Source organism: Arthrobacter sp. D1-29, assembly GCF_054130585.1.
Genome location: NZ_CP096383.1, coordinates 3,024,014 through 3,045,068, shown reverse-complemented (window position 1 = coordinate 3,045,068; position 21,055 = coordinate 3,024,014). Strand labels below are relative to the sequence as shown.

The window sequence follows — 21,055 nt, the reverse complement described above, 5'->3', positions numbered from 1 at the left end:
CCTATGCGGCGAGACGGCTTTTGACTTCGGCAGCAGACGGGTTGGTGGCTGCTGTGCCGTCCGGGAAAAGCACGGTGGGTACGGTGCGGTTGCCGCCGTTGATCTGCTCCACGAGTTCGGCTGTCCCATCGACTTCCTCGATGTTAATTTCCGTGTAGCCGATGCCCTGCGCGTCCAGCTGCTTCTTGAGCCGGTTGCAGTAGCCGCACCAGGTGGTGGAAAACATGGTGATGGTGCCGGATTCGGGGGTGAAGTCCACAGAGTTCTCCTATGCGTTGAAGGGGTTCATTCCTCTCAACGGTATCCTGCCCGCCGCTATTCCCCGCGCTCGCGCCGGCGTATGACAGTGCCAGGGGCCATGGCATGCTGGAGCCATGTGTGGACGCTATGTGATGGCACGTGCGGTGGGTGACCTGCTGGCAGAGTTTGAAGCCGGGCTTGAGGAAGAGGTGCACCTTCCGCCCTCCTGGAACGTGGCGCCAACCGATGATGTGCCCATCGTCCTGGAGCGGCTTATCGACGGCGGCCCGGTGCGGCAGCTGCATGTGGCACGCTGGGGGCTGGTTCCGTCGTGGGCGAAGGATCCCGGCATCGGAGCCAGGATGATCAATGCCCGGAGCGAGACGGTGCTGGAAAAGCCGGCATTCCGCAAAGCGATGAAGTCCAGGCGCTGCGCCGTTCCTGCTGACGGCTATTACGAATGGAAGCAGGGCGCAGGCAAGGCGAAGCAACCGTATTACGTGCACCCCGGAAACAGCGCGGGACTGGTGTTTGCCGGGCTGTACGAATGGTGGAAGGATCCGTATAAGGCGGAAGGGGAGCCCGGCCAGTGGATGCTCTCTACCTCCATCCTGACCGCGGACACTCCGCCGCCCGGGGCCGAGTCAACAGTATTTGGCAAGCTCACCGCCCTGCATGACCGGGTGCCGCTGCCGATGGATAAGGCCACCATGGAGTCCTGGCTCGACCCGCACGCCCAGGACCCCGCTGGCCTGGTGGACCTGGTCCGCGCCGGGGTGAAGGGCGTCGCTGCCGACTGGCACGTGGAGTCGGTGGGCCGGGACGTGGGAAACGTGCGCAACAACTCACCGGAGCTCATCCAGCCCGTGGAGGCATTGTTTTAGCAGCACCCGCGAAAGGCGACGGTTCCCTAGATGGTGACGCTGCCGGCGTCGTCCACTGACCAAGTGGGGTTGTACGCAACCTCCCAGCGAAACCCGTCCGGATCCGCGAAATAGCCGCTGTACCCGCCCCAGGGCTGCGTGACTGGCTCCGCAACGATCACGGCACCGGCAGCGGCTGCCTCGCCCATGACCCGGTCCACGTCCTCAGGGCTGGCCAGATTGTGGCTGAGGGTGATGTGGGGGACCGGCCCCGGAGGACTCACCCCGGCCTCCGCCTGCATTTGCCCGGCATCCCAAAGGGACAGCGTCAGCCCATGGTTAACCTGGATAAACAGCACGTCACCTGGAATTTCCTTACGGACCGGCCAGCCAAGTCCCTCCACATAAAAGCGGCGGGACTCTGCGACGCTGCGAACGCCCAGTGAGATGAAGTCGACTCTTGGCTGCATGCTTCGATACTGTCATGTGATGGAGATAACTCAAGGAAGCGACAAAGATGCTTTGGCCGACAAGGAACAGCTTGCGGCAGTCCGCATTGCAGTCGATGAAGTGGACGAGCAGATCGTGGGCCTGATTGCCCGTCGGGAACGCCTGATCCGGATCGCGGGAACGCTGAAGGGGGACGACGCTGAAGTGCGCGCTCCCGGCCGCGTCGAGAGGATCATCGAACACGTCCGTTTAGCCGCGGAAAAGAAGGACATCGATCCTGACATTGTGGAATCGACGTACCGTGCCATGATCACGGGCTTCATCGAACTCGAAATGAAGGTCCACAAAGGAAACAGCTGAAGCTGACCCTGGGAGCGTCTCTACGCTCCCGGGAGGCTTCAGTCGCTTTAGAGCGCTTCCCTAGATCGCTTCCTCAACGGGGACTCCGGACTGGAACTCCCGCCCGTCGGCCTCGCTGAAGGCTGACATAATGTGGCCCTTGCCCAGCCCATGGATAACGTCCAAGGGAAAGCTGCCGGTGATGGTGTTGCCGGAGTGGGTGACACCACTGAGATCATAGTTCTCTTCGATGCCCTGGTCATGGCTGAACGAGTAGCAGGCAATAGCCTCCCCGTTCATGAACTCAATGCCGAGCCGTCTTTGTGATGAATAGTCGGGATCGGCCGCCATGAGCCCCACCACATAAGCACCCGATCCCGGGATATTGCCGTCTATATCAAAAGTGGCCACAAGCGTGGAGTCTTGGGCCTTGATGCTTACGTGCTTGAGGAGTGCGTCATTGGTGGTCATGGCACCATCCTGCTCCCCTGCTGCCCCGTCCGTCCACCCCTGTCTAGGTTTTGTCTGGGCACCGGCGTAGACTTGAATTGTTCGAATATGTATTCGAACAGCTGTCCTTGGCTGAGTACTTTTACAGCCAAGTGACAGCTCCGTTTCCAGGGAGGCGCCATGGGCATGTTCAGCGAATCCGTTGACGTTACCTGCACCCCTTCCGGCCAGCCGCTGCAGCTTCAATGGGCAGGGCGCCAATATACGGTGTGCGCGGAACCTGTTCGATGGTACGAACGCAGGCAGTGGTGGGCCGAGGAAAAGCGTGCGCCGCTGGGAAGCGGGCCAGGCCTGGTGGACCATGAAATTTGGCGGGTCCAGGTTCTGGCTGCAGACAACCCAGATGCTTCGGGCGGCAGCCCTCCCGGTGAGCCCCTCACCCTTGATCTGACCAGGCACGTCGGCAGCGGCCGCTGGAGGCTGCTGCGAATCCATCACGGAATCCAGCCCAGAACAGCATGACTTTCACGCACCTCCACGTTTCCACCGCCTTTAGCGCCCACTACGGCGTTTCCTGGCCTGATGAACTTGCCCAGGTTGCCGCCGCAGATGGTGCCACTGCGCTCGCCTGTACTGACAGGGACGGCCTGTATGGCACCATCAAACACCTCAAAGCCTGCATGGCTGCCGGGATAGACCCCATAGTGGGTGTTGACCTTGCGGTCCTTGACGACGACGGCGACCACCGCACCCAGGTTGCTGGCCGGGTGGTGGTGCTGGCCCGCGGAAACAACCGGGGAGCGGGCTACCGGGCCTTGTGCCGGCTGGTCTCGGATGCCCATGCCCGCACTTCCGGAAAGGCCGGGGGAGTGGTGCCTGTGGCAGTCACCCGGGCAGAGCTCGCATCCCGGACCTTGGACCCACTGACCCTCAAGCCAGTACTCACGGTCCTGATCGGACCCGATTCCGACGTCGGACTGGCCATCGGCGGACGGCGTTACCTGCGTCCGCGCACCCTGTTTAAACGCTGGCTGGAAGCCATGCCGGCAGGAACAATAGTGGCCGAGGTTGTCTCCCAGCTCAGCGCCCCCGGCTCACCGTTGAGCACCGCCCATGCAGTACGAATGCTCAAACTCGCAGAGGAGCACCACGTTCCGGCGGTTATCACCAACGCTGTGCGCTACTGCGCCGAGGATGGCGCCGCCACGGCTGACGTGCTGGATTCTGCTCGGACCCTAAAGTCTCTTCCTGAGCTTGCCGCCGAACCCCTGCTCCAGCCCAACGGCCAGGGCTGGCTGAAAACGTCAGGGCAGATGCTCCTGTTGGCCAGGGAGATCATCCACGCCGCAGGGTACGGCGCTGCTGACCTCAAACAGCTGATGACGCAGACCGAGGCGCTCGCCGATCTGTGCCGGATTGACCCGGTGACGGATATGGGCTGGAAGCAGCCGGTGGTGCCCGAAACATCAATCATCGGCATAGACCAGGACCCCCAGGTTGAACTTGTCCAGCGGTGTGAGGCCGGGATCGGCAGGCGGTTCCCGGGAATTTCCGGTACTGCCGAACAGGAGATGCGCCGTCGCCTCGACCACGAACTGGGAATCATCCAGAACCTTGGTTTCTCCTCTTACTTCCTCACAGTGGCTGAGGTTTCCAGGATGATCCTGGACATGGGAGTCAGGGCTGCGGCCCGCGGGTCTGGCGCTTCAAGCCTGGTCAATTACCTGATTGATATCAGCCAGGTGAACCCCCTCCAGCACGACCTCGTCTTTGAACGGTTCCTGTCCCGTGACAGGGGTACCCTTCCTGACATCGATATCGACGTCGAAAGCGCTGAGCGGCACAACGTCTACCGGAAGATCTTTGAACGCTTTGGCTCGGAGCGCGTCACGCTCATGAGCATGCAGAACGGATACCGTGCCCGCGGTGCGGTCCGTGATGCGGGGATGGCGCTGGGCATGGACGATGGCGATGTGGGGGAGATCGCCAAACAGCTGTGGCGCTTTTCTGCCCGGAAGTTCCGCGAGGCGCTCGCCGAAAAGCCGGAACTCCGGGAGTTCGCAGGGCGGGTGGAACAACGGGGATTTGCCGAAAACCAGCAACTGGACCTGCTCGTGGACCTCACTGAGCGGCTGGACCGGCTGCCCCGCCATATTTCCATGCACCCCTGCGGAGTGATCCTGGGCGACGCCACCCTGCTTGACCGGACCCCTGTCCAGCCCAGCGGGCTGGGGCTGCCCATGAGCCAGTTCGACAAACACGACATGGATCCCATGGGCATGCTCAAGCTCGACGTCCTGGGGGTCAGGATGCAGAGTGCCATGGCCTTTGCGGTCAGGGAAGTCATCCGAATCCACCCCTCCAAGGCAGAGGTGGTCGCCGCCGGAGCCCACCCCTCCGGTCCTGATGGTTCCGGGCCTGATTACATTGCCGAGAATGGCCACATCAACCTCAACGCCGTGCCGCTTGATGATGAGCCAACGTATGAGCTGATCCGCAGCACGCACACGCTGGGCTGTTTCCAGATCGAATCCCCTGGCCAGCGTGAGCTGGTGGGCAAGATGGCGCCGCGCGACTTCAACGACCTCATCATCGATATTTCACTTTTCCGGCCCGGACCCATGAAGTCGGACATGGTGCGGCCGTTCCTGGAGCACCGGCACGGGTTCGCGCCGGAAGTCTATCCGCACCCTGACCTGAAACCCGTGCTTCAGGAAACGCACGGCGTCACCGTATTCCACGAACAGATCCTGAAGACCTTCGATGTCATGACGGGCTGCGGCCTGGCCCGGGCCGACGAATTCCGCCGCGCACTTGGCAACGAGGCCCTTGAGCCTCAAGTGGAGGAATTCTTCCGCCGGGAAGCCCGCGCCAGCGGGTATGCCCCGGAGGTCGTGGACAAAGTCTGGGGAACCCTGAAATCCTTTGGAAGTTTCGGTTTCTGCAAGGCTCACGGAGCGGCGTTCGCCGTGCCCACTTACCAGTCTGCCTGGCTAAAGGCCCACCACCCCGAGGCGTTCCTGGCCGGATTGTGGGAGCACGATCCTGGCATGTACCCCAAACGCCTCCTGGTGGCAGAGGCCCGCAGGCTGGGCATCCCCATTCTGCCGTTGGACATCAACCGCAGCCAGGCGGAATACAGGGTGGAACGGGTCACCGAGGGGCCGGACCGGGGCAAGCTGGGGATCAGGCTGAGCCTGAAAGGGATTTACGGCGTATCCGGGGCTGAACTCAAACGGATCGTTGCCGGCCAGCCCTATGATTCCCTGGCGGACCTCAGGACACGGTCCCGGCTTAGCAAACCAAGCATCAGGAGGCTCGCCCAGCTTGGGGCCTTTGATTCCCTGCACCTGGAGTCCGGTGGGAGCGCCAACCGCGCGGACCTGGTCCACCACCTCCAAAAGCTTCAATCCACTGGTGCTGCCCGGAAGGGTATCGAGGTCATCGAGGGGCAGTTGGCCCTGCCGCTGGGCGACGTGGAACTGCGGAACGTCAAACCGGGCTTGCCCGCGCCCACGCTGGTGGACAACGTACGCGCGGAACTTGATCTGATGGCTATAGATGTCAGCGGGCACCTGATGGACAGCCACCGTCCCATGCTTGACCGGCTCGGCGTCACCACCGCGGATAAACTGCTGGGCCTGCGCAATGGAACTGAAGTGCTGGTGGCCGGAGTACGCATCGCCACCCAGACACCCCCCATGCGCGGCGGCCGGCGCGTGGTTTTCATCAGTATCGACGACGGCACGGGTTGCGTTGACTCCGTCTTCTTCCATGAGGCGCAGGAACAGGCCGGACTGCTGCTGTTCGGGACCAGGCTGCTCCTCATCCGGGGAACCACCCGGCGGACTGGTCCGCGGGGAATCAGCCTGAGTGCCAGCATGGCCTGGGACCTGAGCAGGGTTGAAACCCTGCCCTTCCCGCAGTCCAGCCCGGAGACCACCGACGTCCCGCATCCGTTGGACGGAATCAACAGGAGCCTTGCCATTACGGGGATGGGCGGCTGAGCGGGCCGCGCGTCCCGTTGGTCGGCCCCTCTGGAAACCGATAGCATTGACGGTGGCTGGCTGTGGTCCCCGTATGCCACAAGCTATGAAGCCTTAACTTTGAATAGGAGACACCCGTGTCAGATGCCCAGCAGATCACCCTCATCGTCGATGGCGAAGAGACCAAGGTGACTACCGGGACAACCGGGGCGGAACTCTTCTTTGAGCGTCGCGACGTCGTTGTAGCCCGTGTCAACGGCGAGTTGAAAGACCTGGACCAGGAACTGCCCGAAGGTGCAGACATCCAGGCCGTCACCATTGGTTCCCCCGACGGACTAAACGTGCTCCGCCACTCCACGGCCCACGTCATGGCCCAGGCTGTCCAGCAGCTGCGCCCGGATGCCAAGCTGGGCATCGGGCCCTACATCACTGACGGTTTCTACTTCGACTTTGACGTGGCCGAGCCGTTCACGCCGGAGGACCTGAAAACCCTCGAAAAGATGATGCTCAAGATCGTCAACCAGAACCAGAAATTCGTCCGCCGCGTGGTCAGCGAGGACGAGGCCCGTGAGGCCATGAAGAACGAACCTTACAAGCTGGAACTGCTGGGCAAAAAGAACGAGGCCGCTGAAGCGGGCGAAGGCGTCAACGTTGAAGTCGGCGCCGGGGACATTACCATCTACGACAACGTGGACCGGAAAAGCGGTGACAGCGTCTGGTGCGACCTCTGCCGGGGCCCGCACCTGCCCAACACCAAACTTATTTCCAACGCGTTCGCACTGACCCGTTCCTCCTCCGCCTACTGGCTGGGCAACCAGAAAAACCAGCAGCTGCAGCGGATCTACGGCACCGCCTGGCCCACCAAGGACGAGCTGAAGGCCTACCAGGAACGGATTGCCGAAGCGGAACGGCGCGATCACCGCAAGCTAGGCGTGGAGCTGGATCTGTTCTCGTTCCCGGATGAACTTGGTTCCGGCCTGCCTGTCTTCCACCCCAAGGGCGGCATCATCCGCAAGGAGATGGAGGACTACTCGCGGCAGCGCCACGTGGACGCCGGCTACGAGTTCGTCTACACGCCGCACATCACCAAGGGCCACCTGTACGAGGTATCGGGCCACCTCGACTGGTACAAGGACGGCATGTTCCCGCCCATGCGGGTGGATGAGGAACTCAACGCTGACGGAACCGTCCGCAAGCCGGCTCAGGACTACTACCTGAAGCCGATGAACTGCCCCATGCACAACCTGATCTTCCGCTCGCGTGGCCGTTCCTACCGTGAACTTCCCCTGCGGCTCTTCGAATTTGGCTCCGTCTACCGGTACGAAAAGTCCGGTGTGGTCCACGGACTCACGCGTGTGCGGGGCATGACCCAGGACGACGCCCACATCTACTGCACCCGCGAGCAGATGAAGGACGAGCTCACCAAGACCCTGAACTTTGTGCTGGGCCTGCTCCAGGACTACGGCCTGAACGACTTCTACCTCGAGCTGTCCACCAAGGACCCCGAAAAGTATGTGGGTGACGACGCCGCCTGGGAAGAAGCGACGAACACCCTCGCCGAAGTCGCGCAGGAATCAGGCCTTGAACTGGTGCCGGATCCGGGCGGAGCTGCCTTCTACGGCCCGAAAATCTCAGTGCAGGCGAAGGACGCCCTGGGCCGCACCTGGCAGATGTCCACTATCCAGCTGGACTTCAACCTCCCGGAACGGTTCGAACTGGAATTCCAGGCGGCCGACGGCACCCGCCAGCGCCCCGTGATGATCCACCGGGCCCTTTTCGGCTCGATCGAACGCTTCATGGGTGTCCTCACCGAGCACTACGCCGGAGCGTTCCCCGCCTGGCTTGCTCCCGTGCAGGTAGTGGGCATCCCGGTGGCCGAGACCTTCAATGACTACATGTTCGACGTCGTCGATCAGCTTAAGGCGGCGGGCATCCGCGCCGAGGTGGACATCTCCTCGGACAGGTTCCCCAAGAAGATCCGCACGGCAAGCAAGGACAAGATCCCGTTTGTCCTGATCGCCGGTGGTGACGACGCCGACGCCGGAGCGGTGTCCTTCCGTTTCCGCGACGGTAGCCAGGACAACGGCGTGCCGGTGGCCGAAGCGGTCAAGCGGATCACAGAAGCCGTCCGTAACCGGACCAGCTAGCGGAAACGGACACAGAGACGGTGCAGGAGAATACAGGGGCGGGGTATCCAGGGGATTCCGGCGTCACCGACGATTTTGATCTCGCCGGCGTTCCGGATGCTTTCCAGCGCCTGTGGACTCCGCACCGGATGGCCTACATCAAGGGCGGCCAGCACCAGTTCAAGGACCAGAACGACTGCCCGTTCTGCGTAGGGCCGAGCCGGACCGACGAGGAAGCCCTCATCGTTTACCGGGGGAAAACCTGCTATGTGGTACTGAACCTCTTCCCCTACAATCCCGGCCACCTGCTGGTTTGCCCCTACCGCCACGTTCCCGACTACACGGACCTTACGCTCGAAGAGACCGGGGAATTCGCCGAGCTGACCCAGACGGCCATGAAGGTCCTGCGCAAAGTGGCGAACCCCGGCGGCTTCAATATCGGCATCAACCAGGGTGTTGTGGGCGGGGCAGGAATCGCCGCCCACCTTCACCAGCACATCGTTCCGCGGTGGGGCGGGGACGGCAACTTTTTCCCCATCATCGCCCAGACCAAGGCCATCACGCAGACGCTGGATGAGGTCCGCCAGCAGGTTGCCCAGGCCTGGCCCGGGGAGACGGATGCTGAATAGGCACGCGCGGGGTTTTTTTACGGCGCTGTTCACTCCGCTTGCCCGCTGGCTGCTGAAAATCGGCGTCTCTGCTGATGCCGTCACGGTGGTTGGAACGGCCGGCGTGGTGGTTGGCGCCCTGGTCTTTTACCCTCTGGGCCAGCTGTGGTGGGGGACCCTGTTCATTACCGCCTTCGTCTTTTCCGATGTGCTGGACGGCATCATGGCAAGGATGCGCGACTCCGGGGGCCGATGGGGCAACTTCCTGGACTCCACGCTGGACAGGATCGCCGACGGTGCCCTGTTTGCCGGCCTGTCCATCTGGTTCTTTACCGGTGGCGCCGATTTCGCCATTGGCGCCGCGGCCGTGATCTGCCTGGTCCTTGGCATGGTGGTTTCCTACGCCAGGGCCAAGGCAGAATCGCTGGGGTTCACGGCCAACGTGGGTATTGCCGAACGGGCTGAAAGGCTCGTCTCGGTGCTGGTTGTTACAGGGTTTACGGGCCTCGGCCTGCCAAGTGTCGTGCTGCTGGTGACACTGGGCCTGCTGGCCGTGGCCAGCCTGGTCACCGTGGTGCAGCGGATAGTGGGAGTTCACCGCCAGGCCCTGGCCGAGAGTGCCCCCTCGGATTAAGCGTGATTAAGCCCTCTGGCCGCCGTGGGACTAGTATTGGAACTGCCCGGTCAATGGATCCGGCAACCCGGAGCGTGTTCATTTCGGCAGCTTGATGCCGCTTTCACGCCCGGCGAAGGTCATCTATCTACCCATAGGGGTTTTTGTGTCTACACCTGATGTAAGCAGCGAAGCCGGTTCGTCCGTGAACAGCGTCACGGGCAGCAAGCGCGTCAAGCGCGGCATGGCTGAGATGCTCAAGGGCGGCGTCATCATGGACGTCGTCAACGTCGAGCAGGCCCGCATCGCCGAAGACGCCGGTGCCGTTGCAGTGATGGCGCTGGAACGCGTGCCGGCTGATATCCGCGCCCAGGGCGGCGTTTCCCGGATGTCGGATCCGGACATGATCGACAAGATCATCGAGGCCGTGTCCGTGCCGGTCATGGCCAAGGCCCGGATCGGCCACTTTGTTGAGGCCCAGATCCTGCAGTCCCTGGGCGTTGACTACATTGACGAGTCCGAGGTCCTCACCCCGGCCGACTACGCCAACCACATCGACAAGTGGGAATTCACCGTTCCCTTCGTCTGTGGTGCCACCAACCTTGGTGAGGCGCTGCGCCGGATCAACGAGGGCGCGGCGATGATCCGGTCCAAGGGCGAGGCCGGCACCGGCGATGTTTCCAACGCCACCACGCACATGCGCCAGATCCGTGCCGAGCTCCGCCGGCTCTCCTCGCTGCCCGAGGACGAGCTGTACGTTGCCGCGAAGGAACTGCAGGCGCCGTACGAATTGGTCAAGGAAGTGGCGCTCACGGGCAAGCTTCCGGTGGTGCTGTTCACCGCCGGCGGCATCGCCACCCCGGCAGATGCTGCGATGATGATGCAGCTCGGCGCCGACGGCGTGTTCGTCGGCTCGGGCATCTTCAAGTCCGGCAACCCGGCCCAACGCGCCGCCGCCGTGGTCAAGGCCACCACGTTCTTCGATGACCCGGACGTCATCGCCAAGGCCTCCCGCGGCCTGGGCGAGGCCATGGTGGGCATCAATGTTGACGAGATCCCGCAGCCACACCGCCTGGCCGAGCGCGGCTGGTAACTTCCGCCCTCTTTAGTCGCCTTGGGGGCGCCGGACGGCGTCATCCTCGGCGCGCTATTCCCCGCGCGTTGTCGGCAGCTACGTAGCTGCTTGCGGCGCGGGGCCCCTTTTACGCGCGCTGCCGGATAACACCGCCCCTCGCCAAGGGGCGTTTGCTTCTGAAGTACGACGCCGGTTCCTCACCTCTTATGGTGGGGGACCGGCGTCGTACTTCTTTAAGTGGGGCTGGGCTACTCCAGGCCGCGGCGCCTTAGCAGGGGTTCCAGGTTGGCTTCGCGGCCCCGGAGGGCGCGGAAAGATTCCAGTGGATCCCGGCTGTTGCCGCGGGAGAGCAGCTCCTGGCGGAACCGCTCTCCGTTTGCCCGTGTCAGGCCGCCGTTCTCCGTGAACCAATCGACCGTTTCCGCATCCAGGACTTCGCTCCAGATATAGGAGTAGTAGCCTGCAGCGTAGCCAGCCCCGGCGAAGATGTGCTGGAAGTAGCCCGACCGGTACCGTGGCGGGATCAGGGCGTGGGCCACTCCGGCTGCAGCCAGCGATTTGGCTTCGAACGCCAGGACGTCCTCCGGGATCCCGTTGCTGTCCAGCACGTGCCATGCAAGATCCAACAGTGCTGCGCCCAGGTATTCGGTGGTGGCGAACCCTTCGCCCCAGAGCCGGGACTCGTTGAGCCTGTCCACGATGTCCTGCGGCAGGCGTTCGCCCGTGGCGTGGTGCCGGGCATAGCTGGCCAGCACGTCAGGCCAGAGGATCCACATCTCGTTGACCTGCGAAGGGTACTCCACGAAGTCGCGGGGGACTGAAGTCCCGGAGAAGCGCGGATACGTTACGTCGGAGAACAGGCCGTGCAGCGCATGGCCGAACTCGTGGAAGATGGTGCGCAGCTCATCCAGCGTCAGCAGCGTGGGTTCTCCGGCCGGCGGCTTGGAAATGTTCAGGTTGTTGATGACCACAGCCTGGGTGCCCAGCAGGCCGGACTGTTCAACCAGCGAATTCATCCACGCCCCGCCCCGCTTGGACTCCCGGGTGTAGTAGTCACCCAGGAACAGCCCCAGCCCGCTGCCGTCCCCGTTCCGGACCTCCCAGACGCGGACGTCGGGGTGGTAGCCTGCAAGATCCTTCCGTTCGTGGAACGTGATCCCATAAAGCGACGTAGCCGCATGGAACACGCCATCCCGGAGCACCCGGTCCAGCTCAAAATAGGGGCGGAGGGCCTGCTCATCGACAGCATATTTCTCCCGGCGGACCCTGGCGGAGTAGAAAGCCCAGTCCCACGGCTCCAACGGATGGCCCGCGATCTCCGCAAGGGCCGCCGCTTCGGCGTCGGCATTCCTCACTGCTGCCGGTGCCAGCCTGTTCAGCATGGCCTGTACCGCTTCAAAGTCGGGAGCGGTCTGCCGGTCCACTTCCAGTTCCGCGTAGTTGGCAAACCCGAGCAGGGCAGCCTTTTCGGCACGGAGTTCCGCCAGTGACCTGACCAGTTCCAGGACATCAAAGCTCCCGCCATCGCTTCCCCTGCTGACGGAGGCCTCAAACAGCCGACGGCGGATGTCCCGGTTCTCAAGCGCGGCAATGGCCGGCTGGTTAGTTGGCTGGATCAGTGTGAGCAGGAACTTCCCTGGATGGCCGGCGGCGCGGGCAGCTTCCGCCGCCGTGGCGATATCGTCAGCCGGCAGGCCGACCAGCTCGGCTTCACTGTCCAGCAGCAGCGCCGCGGATTTCATCCCCTCCTTCACGCGCTGGCCGAATTCGGTGCCCAGGCGTGACAGCTCCGCGTTCACCGCTTTCAGCCGCTCCTGGGCCGGGCCGTCCAGTTGGATGCCGGACTGCCGGAATTCCTTGAGGTAATCCTCCACCAGCCGGGTGGACTCGGGATCGCAGTCCGTCATGTCAATCGCGGCGAACCGGTCAAAGAGCCGGCGGTTGAGGAACACTTCGTCCTGGTGCGCCGAGAAGCGTGGGGACAGTTCGGTTTCAAGATGGCGTATTTCGTCGGATGCATCTGCTGACACAAGCGTGAAAAAGGAGGCAGACGCCCGGTTGAGGAGCTGTCCGGCGCGCTCCATGGCCTCGGCGGTGTTCCGGAAGGTCGCCGGCTCCGGGTTCTCCACGATGGCCCGGATCTCTTCGAGATGTTCCGCCAGGCCGGCGTCGACGGCTTCGGCATAATGCCCGGAGTGGATGTCGGCGAACGGCGGCAGCCCGTAGGGCAGCGTGCTTGAGCTCAGGAGGGGATTTGTCATGAAGTAAACCTTTCACAGCGCGGCACGCTTCTCAATGCTCCAAATGCACGTCATTCAGGAGAGCCGGAATCTAGAATGTGGCGTATGGGGAACTTGCTTGCCACTGGTGCTGTCCGCGTTCGCACCGCGGTTTTTGCTGCTGTGTTTACGGTGTTGCTGGCAGGCTGCGGCCTGGTGGCAGAGCAAAACACTCCCTCAACGTCAGCGGGCCCGGTTCCGGTCGAGGCAAGCCCCACGCCGTCACCGACGCCAACCCCTACTCCCACCCCGGGCGAAGGGCCGCCCTGCCCCACGATCCGGTGCACATCGATACTGGTCACAGGCGACATGCTGGTGCACACCCAGCTTTGGCAGCAGGCCACTGCGGATGCGGCGGCGGCAGGGAAGCCCGGCCTGGACTTCGTTCCGCTGCTGGAGGGTCAGCGCAGGTACATCCAGGCCAGCGACCTCGCCATCTGCCACCAGGAGACACCCGTGGCCGGCCCGGAGGGGCCATTCTCCGCCTACCCGTCCTTCAACGTTCCACCCCAGATCATCACCGCCGCCAAAGCTGTCGGGTACCAGGCCTGCACCACGGCCAGCAACCACACGATCGACAGGGGCACGGACGGCCTGCTCCGCACCCTTGATGCCCTGGACGCTGCGGGTTTGAAGCACACCGGTTCCTACCGCACCGAAGCGGAGTCCCAGGGAATCCTGATCATGCAGACCCAGGCCGCGAAGATCGCCATCATCGAGGCGACGTACGGGCTCAACGGCCAGTACCCGGATTACGCCTGGCAGGTGGACATGCTTGATGCACCAACCATGATCGCCAAGGCCCAAAAGGCGAGGGCAATGGGCGCGGACATTGTGCTTGGAGCCATGCACGCCGGTGATGAGTACGCCAGTGAAGCGAATGCCCAGCAACAGGAAGTTGCCCATGCGCTGGTGGACAGCGGACAGTTCACCATGATCTACGGGCACCACACACATTCCGTGCTGCCCATCGAGAATTACAAAGGCACCTGGATTGTGTACGGCCTGGGCAACGGCGTGACAGAACTCTCGCCCTGGTACGTGGTCAACAACGAAGGGCTCCTGGTTCGGGCACAATTCAGCCAGGACGAATCGGGTAAATGGTCGCCCGCAGACCTGGCCTGGGTGCCGTCAGTGATTGTCCGGGACCCCTACCGCTGGTGCCCGGTAGCCTCCGACGCGCCGCAGGGCACGTGTGCGTCACCGGAAGCAGATGCAGCCACCAGGCAGCGGACCGCCACCGTAGTGAACTCCATGGGCGCTGCCGCTGCCGGTGCACACGAACTCCTCATCACGCAGGAGCGCTAAGGCAACGGCTGCCTCAGCGGGGCCGGCGGGCAGCGTGCTCACGGGCCAGCACCGAGTAGCGGTCATCCGGGTTGCCCGGGATGAAAGTGCCGTACTTGCGTTCGGCGGCCGTCCTGATCAGGAAATCGGCGATCGCAGGGTTCTTGGGCAAGAGGGAGCCGTGCAGGTAGCTTGCCACAATGTTGCGGTAGCGGGCGCCTTCGTGGCCGTCGCTGCTGTTGTTTCCCATTCCCTTGGGCACGGTGCCCAGCGGACGAACGCCCGGGCCCAGGGTGGTCTGGCCGCTGTGGTTCTCGTACCCGAGCACTTCGCCGAACTCACTGGTGGAGACTTTGACGTTGCCGATAAGCCGTTCATCGGTGCCATGCGTTTCCACGTCCAGAACCCCGATCCCCGGAATCACTGCCCCGGTGCGCGTCTTGAAGAAGCGCCCGAAAAGCTGGTACAGCCCGCAGATGACCAGCATGGGTGCACCGTCCTCGGCCAGTTCCGTCAGGACACCGGCCCGGGACTGCAGGTCGTCCTGGATGACCAGCTGGCCGCTGTCCTGGCCGCCGCCGCCCACGATGATGTCCACGTCATCCGGAAATTCGTCCCCGACGTTGTATTCCACCAATTCGGGGGTGTACCCGTGCCAGCTGATGCGCTGGCGGAGAACCAGGGCGTTGCCCCAGTCGCCGTAAATGTTCATGTCACGCGGGTACAGCAGTACAACCCGGATAGTGCCTTTGCTGCCTGCCTGTTGTGATCCATCGGGTCCGGAAGTCATGAGACAACCTCCACTGTGGTGATTTTGGACAGCTCGCGGCGGATGGCCAGCATTGCCGTATAAGTGCAGAATATCCTTTTTGGCCTGTCCTTCGCGTCCCGGATGAAGTCCGCCAGTGCAGGTGCGATGTCCGGCTCCACGGCGCCGATCGGCACTTCGTCATACTGCAGCCGCAACGCCATGTCATAGGCGCGGGATCCGGTCAGCTGGTCCACGCCGCCGTCGCGCAGTGATTCGAACTCCACATCCCACAGCCAGGACATGTCCCTGCCGTCGGCATAGTTGTCGTTAATGGCGATCATGGTGGCGTAGCCGCCTGCCGGGAACGATTTCAGGCCAAGGCGGAATCCGCTGGGGTTCTTGACCAGGACCAGATCCAGCGGCTGCCCGTCAACGGTGAGGCTTTCGCCCCGGCCAAATGCCGGTTCCACCTGCGACAGCGCGGTCAGCAGCGTGTTGTGGTCAGCAGTGGCGGCGCCGCTTCCGCAGATGCTGCGGGCCAGGGCCAGTGCGGCCGCGGCATTGAAGATGTTATAGACCCCGCGGAGCCGCATTGCGGTGCTGACTGTGACGCCGTCGTACTCAAAATCGGCGCTGTCCGGGCCCACCCGGCGGAGCACGACGTCGGCCGGCGGCTTGTCAGGCAGCGGCGCGGGCGCGGGGCTTCCGGGCGCAGCCCGCATGTCGTCGTCGTTGGGAAAAGTGCTGAGCAGGGAGTCGTCCAGGCCGAAGTAACGGACCTCCTGGCCGGTGAGCGTATCCGCTATGCGTGCCACCCTCGGGTCTTCACGGTTCAGCACCACTGTTCCGGTGGTGTTGGCGGCGACATGCTGCAGGAGCTGGGCTGTCTTGTCGATCTCACCGAACCGGTCAAGCTGGTCACGCAGCACATTCAGCAGAAGGCTGTAGCGCGGCGGAACGCTGTTCACAAAGTGCACGGCGTGGGCTTCGTCCAGTTCCAGGACAGCGACGTCGGCCTTGAGCCGTCCACGCCAGTCCACCTCTCCCAGCAGGGCCGCAGCCACACCACGGGTGAAGTTGCTTCCGGTGCGGTTGGTGAAGACCTTCAGGCCCTGGCTTTCCAGGAGTTCCACCACCATCTTGGTGGTGGTGGTCTTACCGTTGGTTCCGCTGACCACAGCCACACCGTGAGGGAGGGTTGAGAGCGTCCGCTGCATAAAGCCCGGATCGATTTTTTCGACCACCAGGCCGGGCAGGGCGGAACCTCCGCCCCTGAGCCGGGATACCCGACGGACCAGCTTGCCGAGCGGAATACTGATGTAAAGCATGCTCTGTAATATATCCCAGCAGCGGCATGGAACCTGGCCCCGGACGGTCTGGGCGGAACATGGGGCCGCCATCCGCATTATGCTGAAGGGATGACAAACCCCCTTTCGGCTGCTCCTGCACGCGTGGGCTCAGGCCTGCGGATCGGCGTCCTGGCTCTTCAGGGCGACTTCCGCGAACACCTGCGCGCGGTAGAGGCCGCCGGTGCTGCCGGCGTCGGAATCCGTCGTGCTTCCGAACTCGAGGGCCTGGACGGTCTGATCATTCCCGGCGGCGAATCCACGGCGATCGATAAACTGGCTCGTGCCTTTGATCTGGCGGAGCCGCTGCGGGCCCGGATCAAGGACGGCCTGCCGGTCTACGGTTCCTGCGCCGGCATGATCCTGCTGGCGGACCACATCGCGGACCCCGCCACCGACCTTGCCGGCGAACCCCAGCAGACCTTCGGCGGCCTGGACATCACCGTGCGCCGCAACGCCTTCGGGCGCCAGCGGGAGTCGTTCGAGACCGACCTTGACTTTAAAGGGCTGGACTTCAGTGCCACCGGCGCCGGCACCCCGCCCGTCCACGCTGTCTTCATCCGCGGCCCCTGGGTGGAGCGGGTGGGCCCGGACGTGGAGGTCCTTGCCCAGGTAGAACCTGCCGACCCCGAGCACGCGTCCCACGCCGCGCCCCTGCCCGGGACGGCTAGAATTGTTGCCGTGCGCTCAGGCCAACTGCTGGCCACCTCCTTCCACCCGGAAGTGACTGGGGAAAAACGCGTACACGAACTTTTTATTCGAATGATCAGAGGAGAAGCGTAAAGCATGTCAGGCCACTCCAAATGGGCGACGACCAAGCACAAGAAGGCCATCCTCGATAGCCGCCGCGCCAAGTCGTTCGCCAAACTGATCAAGAACATCGAAGTTGCCGCCCGCATGGGCGGACCGGACCTGGCCGGCAACCCCAGCCTGGAACTTGCCGTCACCAAGGCCAAGAAGACCTCCGTCCCAGCAGACAACATCGACCGTGCCATCAAGCGCGGCGCCGGCCTGACCGGTGAAGTGGTGGACTACACCGAGATCATGTACGAATGCCGCGGGCCGCAGGGTTCTGCCCTGCTCATCGAGTGCCTCACGGACAACAAGAACCGTGCCGCCTCAGAAGTGCGCCTGGCCATCTCCCGCAACGGTGGCACCATCGCCGATCCCGGTTCCGTCAGCTACCTCTTCAGCCGCAAAGGCGTTGTGTCCCTGCCCAAAAAGGACCTGACCGAGGACGACGTCCTGATGGCGGTCCTGGATGCCGGCGCCGAGGAAGTCAAGGACAACGGCGACAGCTTCGAAATCCACTCGGAGCCCACCGACCTGCAGGCCATCCGCGAAGCCCTCAAGGAAGCCGGGATCGAATACGACACCGATGAGGCCGAGTTCGTCCCCTCCATGCAGGTGCCGCTGGACCTCGACGCCGCCAAGAAGTTCATGAAGCTGGTGGATGCCCTGGAAGAGCTCGACGACGTCCAGAACGTCTACAGCAACGCCGACCTCAGCGACGAAGTCCAGGCCGCCCTGGAAGCCGAGTGATTTTCCGCCTTGCGGACTAGCACTGTTTCCGGGCCGTGACGCTGCGCGTCCTGGGGGTTGACCCCGGGCTCACCCGCTGCGGCATCGGCGTCGTCGACGTCGAACGGAACAGGCGGGCCACCATGGTGGCCGTCGGGGTGGTGGGCACCTCCCCGGGAGAGACCCTCGACCAGCGGCTGTTGGTCATCGCCCTGGCCATTGATGACTGGCTGGACAGATACGAACCCCACGTCCTGGCCGTTGAGCGCGTTTTTTCGCAGCTCAACGTCAGCACGGTGATGGGGGTGGCCCAGGCATCGGGAGTGGTGATCGCCGCCGCGGCCCGGCGCGGGATCCCGGTGGCGCTGCACACGCCGTCGGAAGTCAAGGCTGCAGTCACCGGCAGCGGCACGTCCAATAAGGACGCCGTCACCAAGCTGGTCACCAAGATCCTTCGGCTCGACGCGCCGCCGCGCCCTGCCGACGCCGCCGACGCCCTGGCCCTTGCCATCACCCACGCCTGGCGTGCGGGCAGCGGCGCCGCTGTGGCCACCACCGGTCCCGGCAGTTCCTCCCTGACACCCGCCCAGCGGGCCTGGGCTGACGCGGAGGCGAAGGCGCGCCGCGCACGCTGATTGTCCGGGTGCCTTGCTAGGGTATTCGTAGATATGTTCGGATAGCCGGTTTCACACCCATTAACACCGGCGGTACACCAGGAGCCCGGCCTTGATCAGTTTCCTTCGCGGAACAGTAGCGCACGTAGGTCTTTCCACGGCCGTGATTGACCTTAACGGGGCGGGAATGAGCGTGAACGCCACCCCGCAGACCCTCAGCCGGCTCCGCACGGGCGAAGAAGGAAAACTGTTCACCTCGCTTATAGTGCGCGAGGATTCCCTGACACTTTTCGGGTTCGCGTCCGACGACGAACGTGAAGTTTTCGATGTCCTGCTCAGTGTCAGCGGGGTTGGCCCGCGCCTGGCCCTGGCGGTGCTGGCGGTCCACGAACCCGAAGCCATCCGGGTGGCTGCCCACACAGGGGACAGCAAGACCTTCACAAAGGTGCCCGGGATCGGCCCCAAGGTGGCTGGCAGGATCGTCCTTGAGCTCGCCGGAAAGCTGGTGCCGCACGGCACCGCGGGCGCCCAGGCCGCGGCCACCCCCGCTGAAGCCGCCTGGAAGCCGCAGGTTGTCGCAGCCATGACCAGCCTGGGCTGGTCCGAAAAGGACGCCGCGGCGAGTATCGAGAAGGCACTGGCGGATGAGCCCGAGGTTTCCTTCCGCGGCAATGTGGCAGAAATTCTCCGCACCACCCTTCGCTGGCTTGGCCAGGACGGCGCCCGGGCCGGCAACCGGGTAGGCAGCCGTGGCTGAGCCTTCGGTGGTGGCCGCGGTGGAAGAGCCTGAGGACCGCGCCATCGAGGCTGCGCTTCGGCCCAAGAACCTGGATGATTTTGTCGGCCAGCACAGGGTCCGCAAGCAGCTTTCGCTGGTCCTGCAGGCCTCAAGGATGCGCGGCCGGAGCGCCGACCACGTGCTCTTCTCCGGCCCGCCGGGGCTGGGTAAGACCACCTTGGCCATGATCGTGGCCGCCGAGATGAACGCGCCCCTGCGCATCAGCAGCGGTCCCGCCATCCAGCACGCGGGGGACCTGGCCGCCATTCTTTCCTCGCTCTCCGAGGGCGAGGTTCTGTTCCTCGACGAAATCCACCGCATGTCCCGGCCGGCCGAAGAAATGCTCTACATGGCCATGGAGGACTTCCGGGTGGACATCGTGGTGGGGAAGGGCGCCGGTGCCACCGCCATTCCGCTTGAGCTGCCGCCGTTCACCCTGGTGGGCGCCACCACGCGGGCCGGACTCCTGCCTGGCCCGCTGCGTGACAGGTTCGGGTTCACCGGGCACCTGGAGTTCTACTCCGTGGCCGAGCTGGAACTGGTCCTGAGACGGTCCGCCGGCCTGCTGGACCTCAAGGTCAACTCTGCCGGGTTCAGCGAAATCGCAGGACGGTCCCGTGGCACACCCCGTATAGCCAACCGCCTGCTCCGCCGTGTGCGCGACTGGGCCCTGGTGCATGGAATTGAGCAGATCGATGCCCGCGCTGCCTCCGCCGCGCTGGACATGTATGAAGTGGACAAGAAGGGCCTGGACCGGCTGGACCGTGCCGTCCTGGAAGCGCTTATCACCAAATTCGGCGGCGGGCCCGTGGGTCTGTCCACCCTGGCCATCGCCGTGGGGGAGGAGACAGAGACCGTCGAAACGGTAGCTGAGCCGTTCCTGGTCCGGGAAGGGCTGCTGGGACGAACTCCGCGTGGCCGTATCGCCATGGCCCCCGCGTGGACGCACCTTGGTTTTGCCGTCCCGGCCGGGGTGTTTGGGCAGGAGCCCCTGGATCTGTTCGAGACCGGTCCTGACGATGAAGAATCTGCGGCCGATTGGGCTCCGAACGGCCAATAGCACCGTCCTTTCAGGTTTTCCCTTTAGACTGGTATGACGCCCGGCACCTTCGGGTCTTTGTTCCCGCAGGCGGCATTACCAGCCGCCGGTGGACGGCACACAGTTTTCCGCCAGGCCACACGGTTCAAAGCGGACGCTGCCTACACCAAAAATACGCCAGTACAGAACGGAAACTTCCCTGTGGATCCAATGAACATCGTCTTGTTCGCCATGCTCGGAATCTTTGTCTTTATGATGTTCCGCCGCAACAAGAAGACCAAGGAGCAGCAGGCAACGCTGCAGTCCCAGTTCGCCCCTGGCGTTGAGGTCATGACGAGCTTCGGTCTCTTTGGCCGCATCGTCTCGATGGACGATGAAGAGAACAAGGTCGTCCTGGAGCTTTCACCCGGCAACCTTGCCACCGTTCACCGCCAGGCCGTCACCAAGATTGTTGAGCCGGCCGTCGTTACCGAGGATGAGCCGTCTGTCGTCCCCAATGATGCTTCGTCCCTGACTGCTGAGGAAACAGGGCCGACCGCACCTGCTGCCGAGACGCCGGACGAGACCCTCAAGCGCCTCAACGACGAAGGTAAAAAGGACAGCTAGTCAGGCTGCCGCAAGGCAACCCTCGCTACCACGCGTCTACGGCTGGGGGATCTTCCGCCGGTGAGAGCAAAGGCTCGCACCGGC

21 protein-coding genes are annotated in these 21,055 nt (G+C 63.7%); 15 read left to right on the top strand and 6 right to left on the bottom strand.

Going from position 1 to position 21,055, the window contains the following annotated elements; genetic code table 11:
* Position 1 precedes the first annotated feature (1 nt).
* Positions 2 to 259, bottom strand: a complete 258-nt coding sequence (locus M1E17_RS13695) for a mycoredoxin (protein WP_214959633.1) — start codon at positions 257 to 259, stop codon at positions 2 to 4.
* Between the two features lie 133 nt (positions 260 to 392).
* Here M1E17_RS13695 and M1E17_RS13690 point away from each other — a divergent pair, with 133 nt between their 5' ends.
* A complete protein-coding gene (locus M1E17_RS13690; protein ID WP_457967750.1) occupies positions 393 to 1,124 on the top strand; it encodes an SOS response-associated peptidase in 732 nt (243 codons plus the stop codon).
* Between the two features lie 26 nt (positions 1,125 to 1,150).
* Here M1E17_RS13690 and M1E17_RS13685 read toward each other — a convergent pair whose 3' ends face one another.
* Complete coding sequence (locus tag M1E17_RS13685) at positions 1,151 to 1,573, bottom strand: VOC family protein (RefSeq protein ID WP_457962570.1); 423 nt, start codon at positions 1,571 to 1,573, stop codon at positions 1,151 to 1,153.
* 19 nt (positions 1,574 to 1,592) lie between these two features.
* Between M1E17_RS13685 and M1E17_RS13680 the strand changes: the two genes are divergently transcribed.
* The gene (locus tag M1E17_RS13680) at positions 1,593 to 1,913 is read left to right on the top strand and encodes a chorismate mutase (protein ID WP_267275303.1); all 321 of its coding nucleotides are present in this window, start codon (positions 1,593 to 1,595) and stop codon (positions 1,911 to 1,913) included.
* 60 nt (positions 1,914 to 1,973) lie between these two features.
* On the opposite strand, the gene M1E17_RS13675 is transcribed toward M1E17_RS13680, so the two are convergent.
* A complete protein-coding gene (locus M1E17_RS13675; protein ID WP_457962569.1) occupies positions 1,974 to 2,363 on the bottom strand; it encodes a hypothetical protein in 390 nt (129 codons plus the stop codon).
* Positions 2,364 to 2,522: 159 nt separating this feature from the next.
* On the opposite strand from M1E17_RS13675, the gene M1E17_RS13670 reads away from it, so the two are divergent.
* The 6 genes from M1E17_RS13670 (at position 2,523) to pdxS (ending at position 10,768) form a co-directional block, all read left to right on the top strand.
* On the top strand, positions 2,523 to 2,864 hold the full coding sequence (locus M1E17_RS13670) for a DUF6504 family protein (protein WP_457962568.1): 342 nt from the start codon (positions 2,523 to 2,525) through the stop codon (positions 2,862 to 2,864).
* Positions 2,861 to 6,349, top strand: coding sequence for a DNA polymerase III subunit alpha (locus tag M1E17_RS13665; protein ID WP_457962567.1), 3,489 nt, complete (start codon positions 2,861 to 2,863; stop codon positions 6,347 to 6,349). Before M1E17_RS13670 ends, M1E17_RS13665 begins: the two co-directional genes overlap by 4 nt.
* A gap of 116 nt (positions 6,350 to 6,465) precedes the next feature.
* The gene (thrS, locus tag M1E17_RS13660) at positions 6,466 to 8,475 is read left to right on the top strand and encodes a threonine--tRNA ligase (protein WP_457962566.1); all 2,010 of its coding nucleotides are present in this window, start codon (positions 6,466 to 6,468) and stop codon (positions 8,473 to 8,475) included.
* A 20-nt stretch (positions 8,476 to 8,495) separates the two neighbouring features.
* The gene (locus M1E17_RS13655) at positions 8,496 to 9,083 is read left to right on the top strand and encodes an HIT family protein (protein ID WP_457962565.1); all 588 of its coding nucleotides are present in this window, start codon (positions 8,496 to 8,498) and stop codon (positions 9,081 to 9,083) included.
* A complete protein-coding gene (gene pgsA, locus M1E17_RS13650; protein WP_267275297.1) occupies positions 9,073 to 9,696 on the top strand; it encodes a phosphatidylinositol phosphate synthase in 624 nt (207 codons plus the stop codon). Before M1E17_RS13655 ends, pgsA begins: the two co-directional genes overlap by 11 nt.
* 145 nt (positions 9,697 to 9,841) lie before the next feature.
* Positions 9,842 to 10,768: a pyridoxal 5'-phosphate synthase lyase subunit PdxS gene (gene pdxS, locus M1E17_RS13645; protein ID WP_457962564.1), complete on the top strand. Its 927-nt coding sequence runs from the start codon at positions 9,842 to 9,844 to the stop codon at positions 10,766 to 10,768.
* Positions 10,769 to 10,998: 230 nt separating this feature from the next.
* Here the strand turns inward: pdxS and M1E17_RS13640 are convergent, their stop codons facing one another.
* Complete coding sequence (locus M1E17_RS13640) at positions 10,999 to 13,011, bottom strand: M3 family metallopeptidase (RefSeq protein WP_457962563.1); 2,013 nt, start codon at positions 13,009 to 13,011, stop codon at positions 10,999 to 11,001.
* Between the two features lie 84 nt (positions 13,012 to 13,095).
* Between M1E17_RS13640 and M1E17_RS13635 the strand changes: the two genes are divergently transcribed.
* A complete protein-coding gene (locus tag M1E17_RS13635; RefSeq protein WP_457962562.1) occupies positions 13,096 to 14,337 on the top strand; it encodes a CapA family protein in 1,242 nt (413 codons plus the stop codon).
* Between the two features lie 13 nt (positions 14,338 to 14,350).
* Here M1E17_RS13635 and M1E17_RS13630 read toward each other — a convergent pair whose 3' ends face one another.
* Positions 14,351 to 15,106: a type 1 glutamine amidotransferase gene (locus M1E17_RS13630; RefSeq protein ID WP_457962561.1), complete on the bottom strand. Its 756-nt coding sequence runs from the start codon at positions 15,104 to 15,106 to the stop codon at positions 14,351 to 14,353.
* Positions 15,103 to 16,395 carry a MurT ligase domain-containing protein gene (locus M1E17_RS13625; protein WP_457962559.1) on the bottom strand — a complete coding sequence of 431 codons (1,293 nt, stop codon included), beginning with the start codon at positions 16,393 to 16,395 and terminating at the stop codon, positions 15,103 to 15,105. Before M1E17_RS13625 ends, M1E17_RS13630 begins: the two co-directional genes overlap by 4 nt.
* Before the next feature lie 90 nt (positions 16,396 to 16,485).
* Here M1E17_RS13625 and pdxT point away from each other — a divergent pair, with 90 nt between their 5' ends.
* The 6 genes from pdxT to yajC all read left to right on the top strand — a co-directional run bounded on the left by pdxT (position 16,486) and on the right by yajC (position 20,971).
* Entirely contained in the window at positions 16,486 to 17,196 is a 711-nt protein-coding gene (pdxT, locus tag M1E17_RS13620) for a pyridoxal 5'-phosphate synthase glutaminase subunit PdxT (protein ID WP_457962558.1), read from the top strand.
* Positions 17,197 to 17,199: 3 nt separating this feature from the next.
* Positions 17,200 to 17,955 (top strand): YebC/PmpR family DNA-binding transcriptional regulator, encoded by a 756-nt coding sequence (locus tag M1E17_RS13615; protein ID WP_267275291.1) that lies wholly within the window; start codon positions 17,200 to 17,202, stop codon positions 17,953 to 17,955.
* A gap of 35 nt (positions 17,956 to 17,990) precedes the next feature.
* Complete coding sequence (ruvC, locus tag M1E17_RS13610) at positions 17,991 to 18,569, top strand: crossover junction endodeoxyribonuclease RuvC (protein WP_457962557.1); 579 nt, start codon at positions 17,991 to 17,993, stop codon at positions 18,567 to 18,569.
* Positions 18,570 to 18,660: 91 nt separating this feature from the next.
* On the top strand, positions 18,661 to 19,305 hold the full coding sequence (ruvA, locus tag M1E17_RS13605) for a Holliday junction branch migration protein RuvA (RefSeq protein WP_457962556.1): 645 nt from the start codon (positions 18,661 to 18,663) through the stop codon (positions 19,303 to 19,305).
* Positions 19,298 to 20,386, top strand: a complete 1,089-nt coding sequence (ruvB, locus tag M1E17_RS13600; RefSeq protein ID WP_457962555.1) for a Holliday junction branch migration DNA helicase RuvB — start codon at positions 19,298 to 19,300, stop codon at positions 20,384 to 20,386. The genes ruvA and ruvB overlap by 8 nt, the downstream gene beginning before the upstream one ends.
* A 189-nt stretch (positions 20,387 to 20,575) precedes the next feature.
* Positions 20,576 to 20,971, top strand: coding sequence for a preprotein translocase subunit YajC (yajC, locus tag M1E17_RS13595; RefSeq protein ID WP_457962553.1), 396 nt, complete (start codon positions 20,576 to 20,578; stop codon positions 20,969 to 20,971).
* The last annotated feature ends 84 nt before the right edge of the window (positions 20,972 to 21,055 follow it).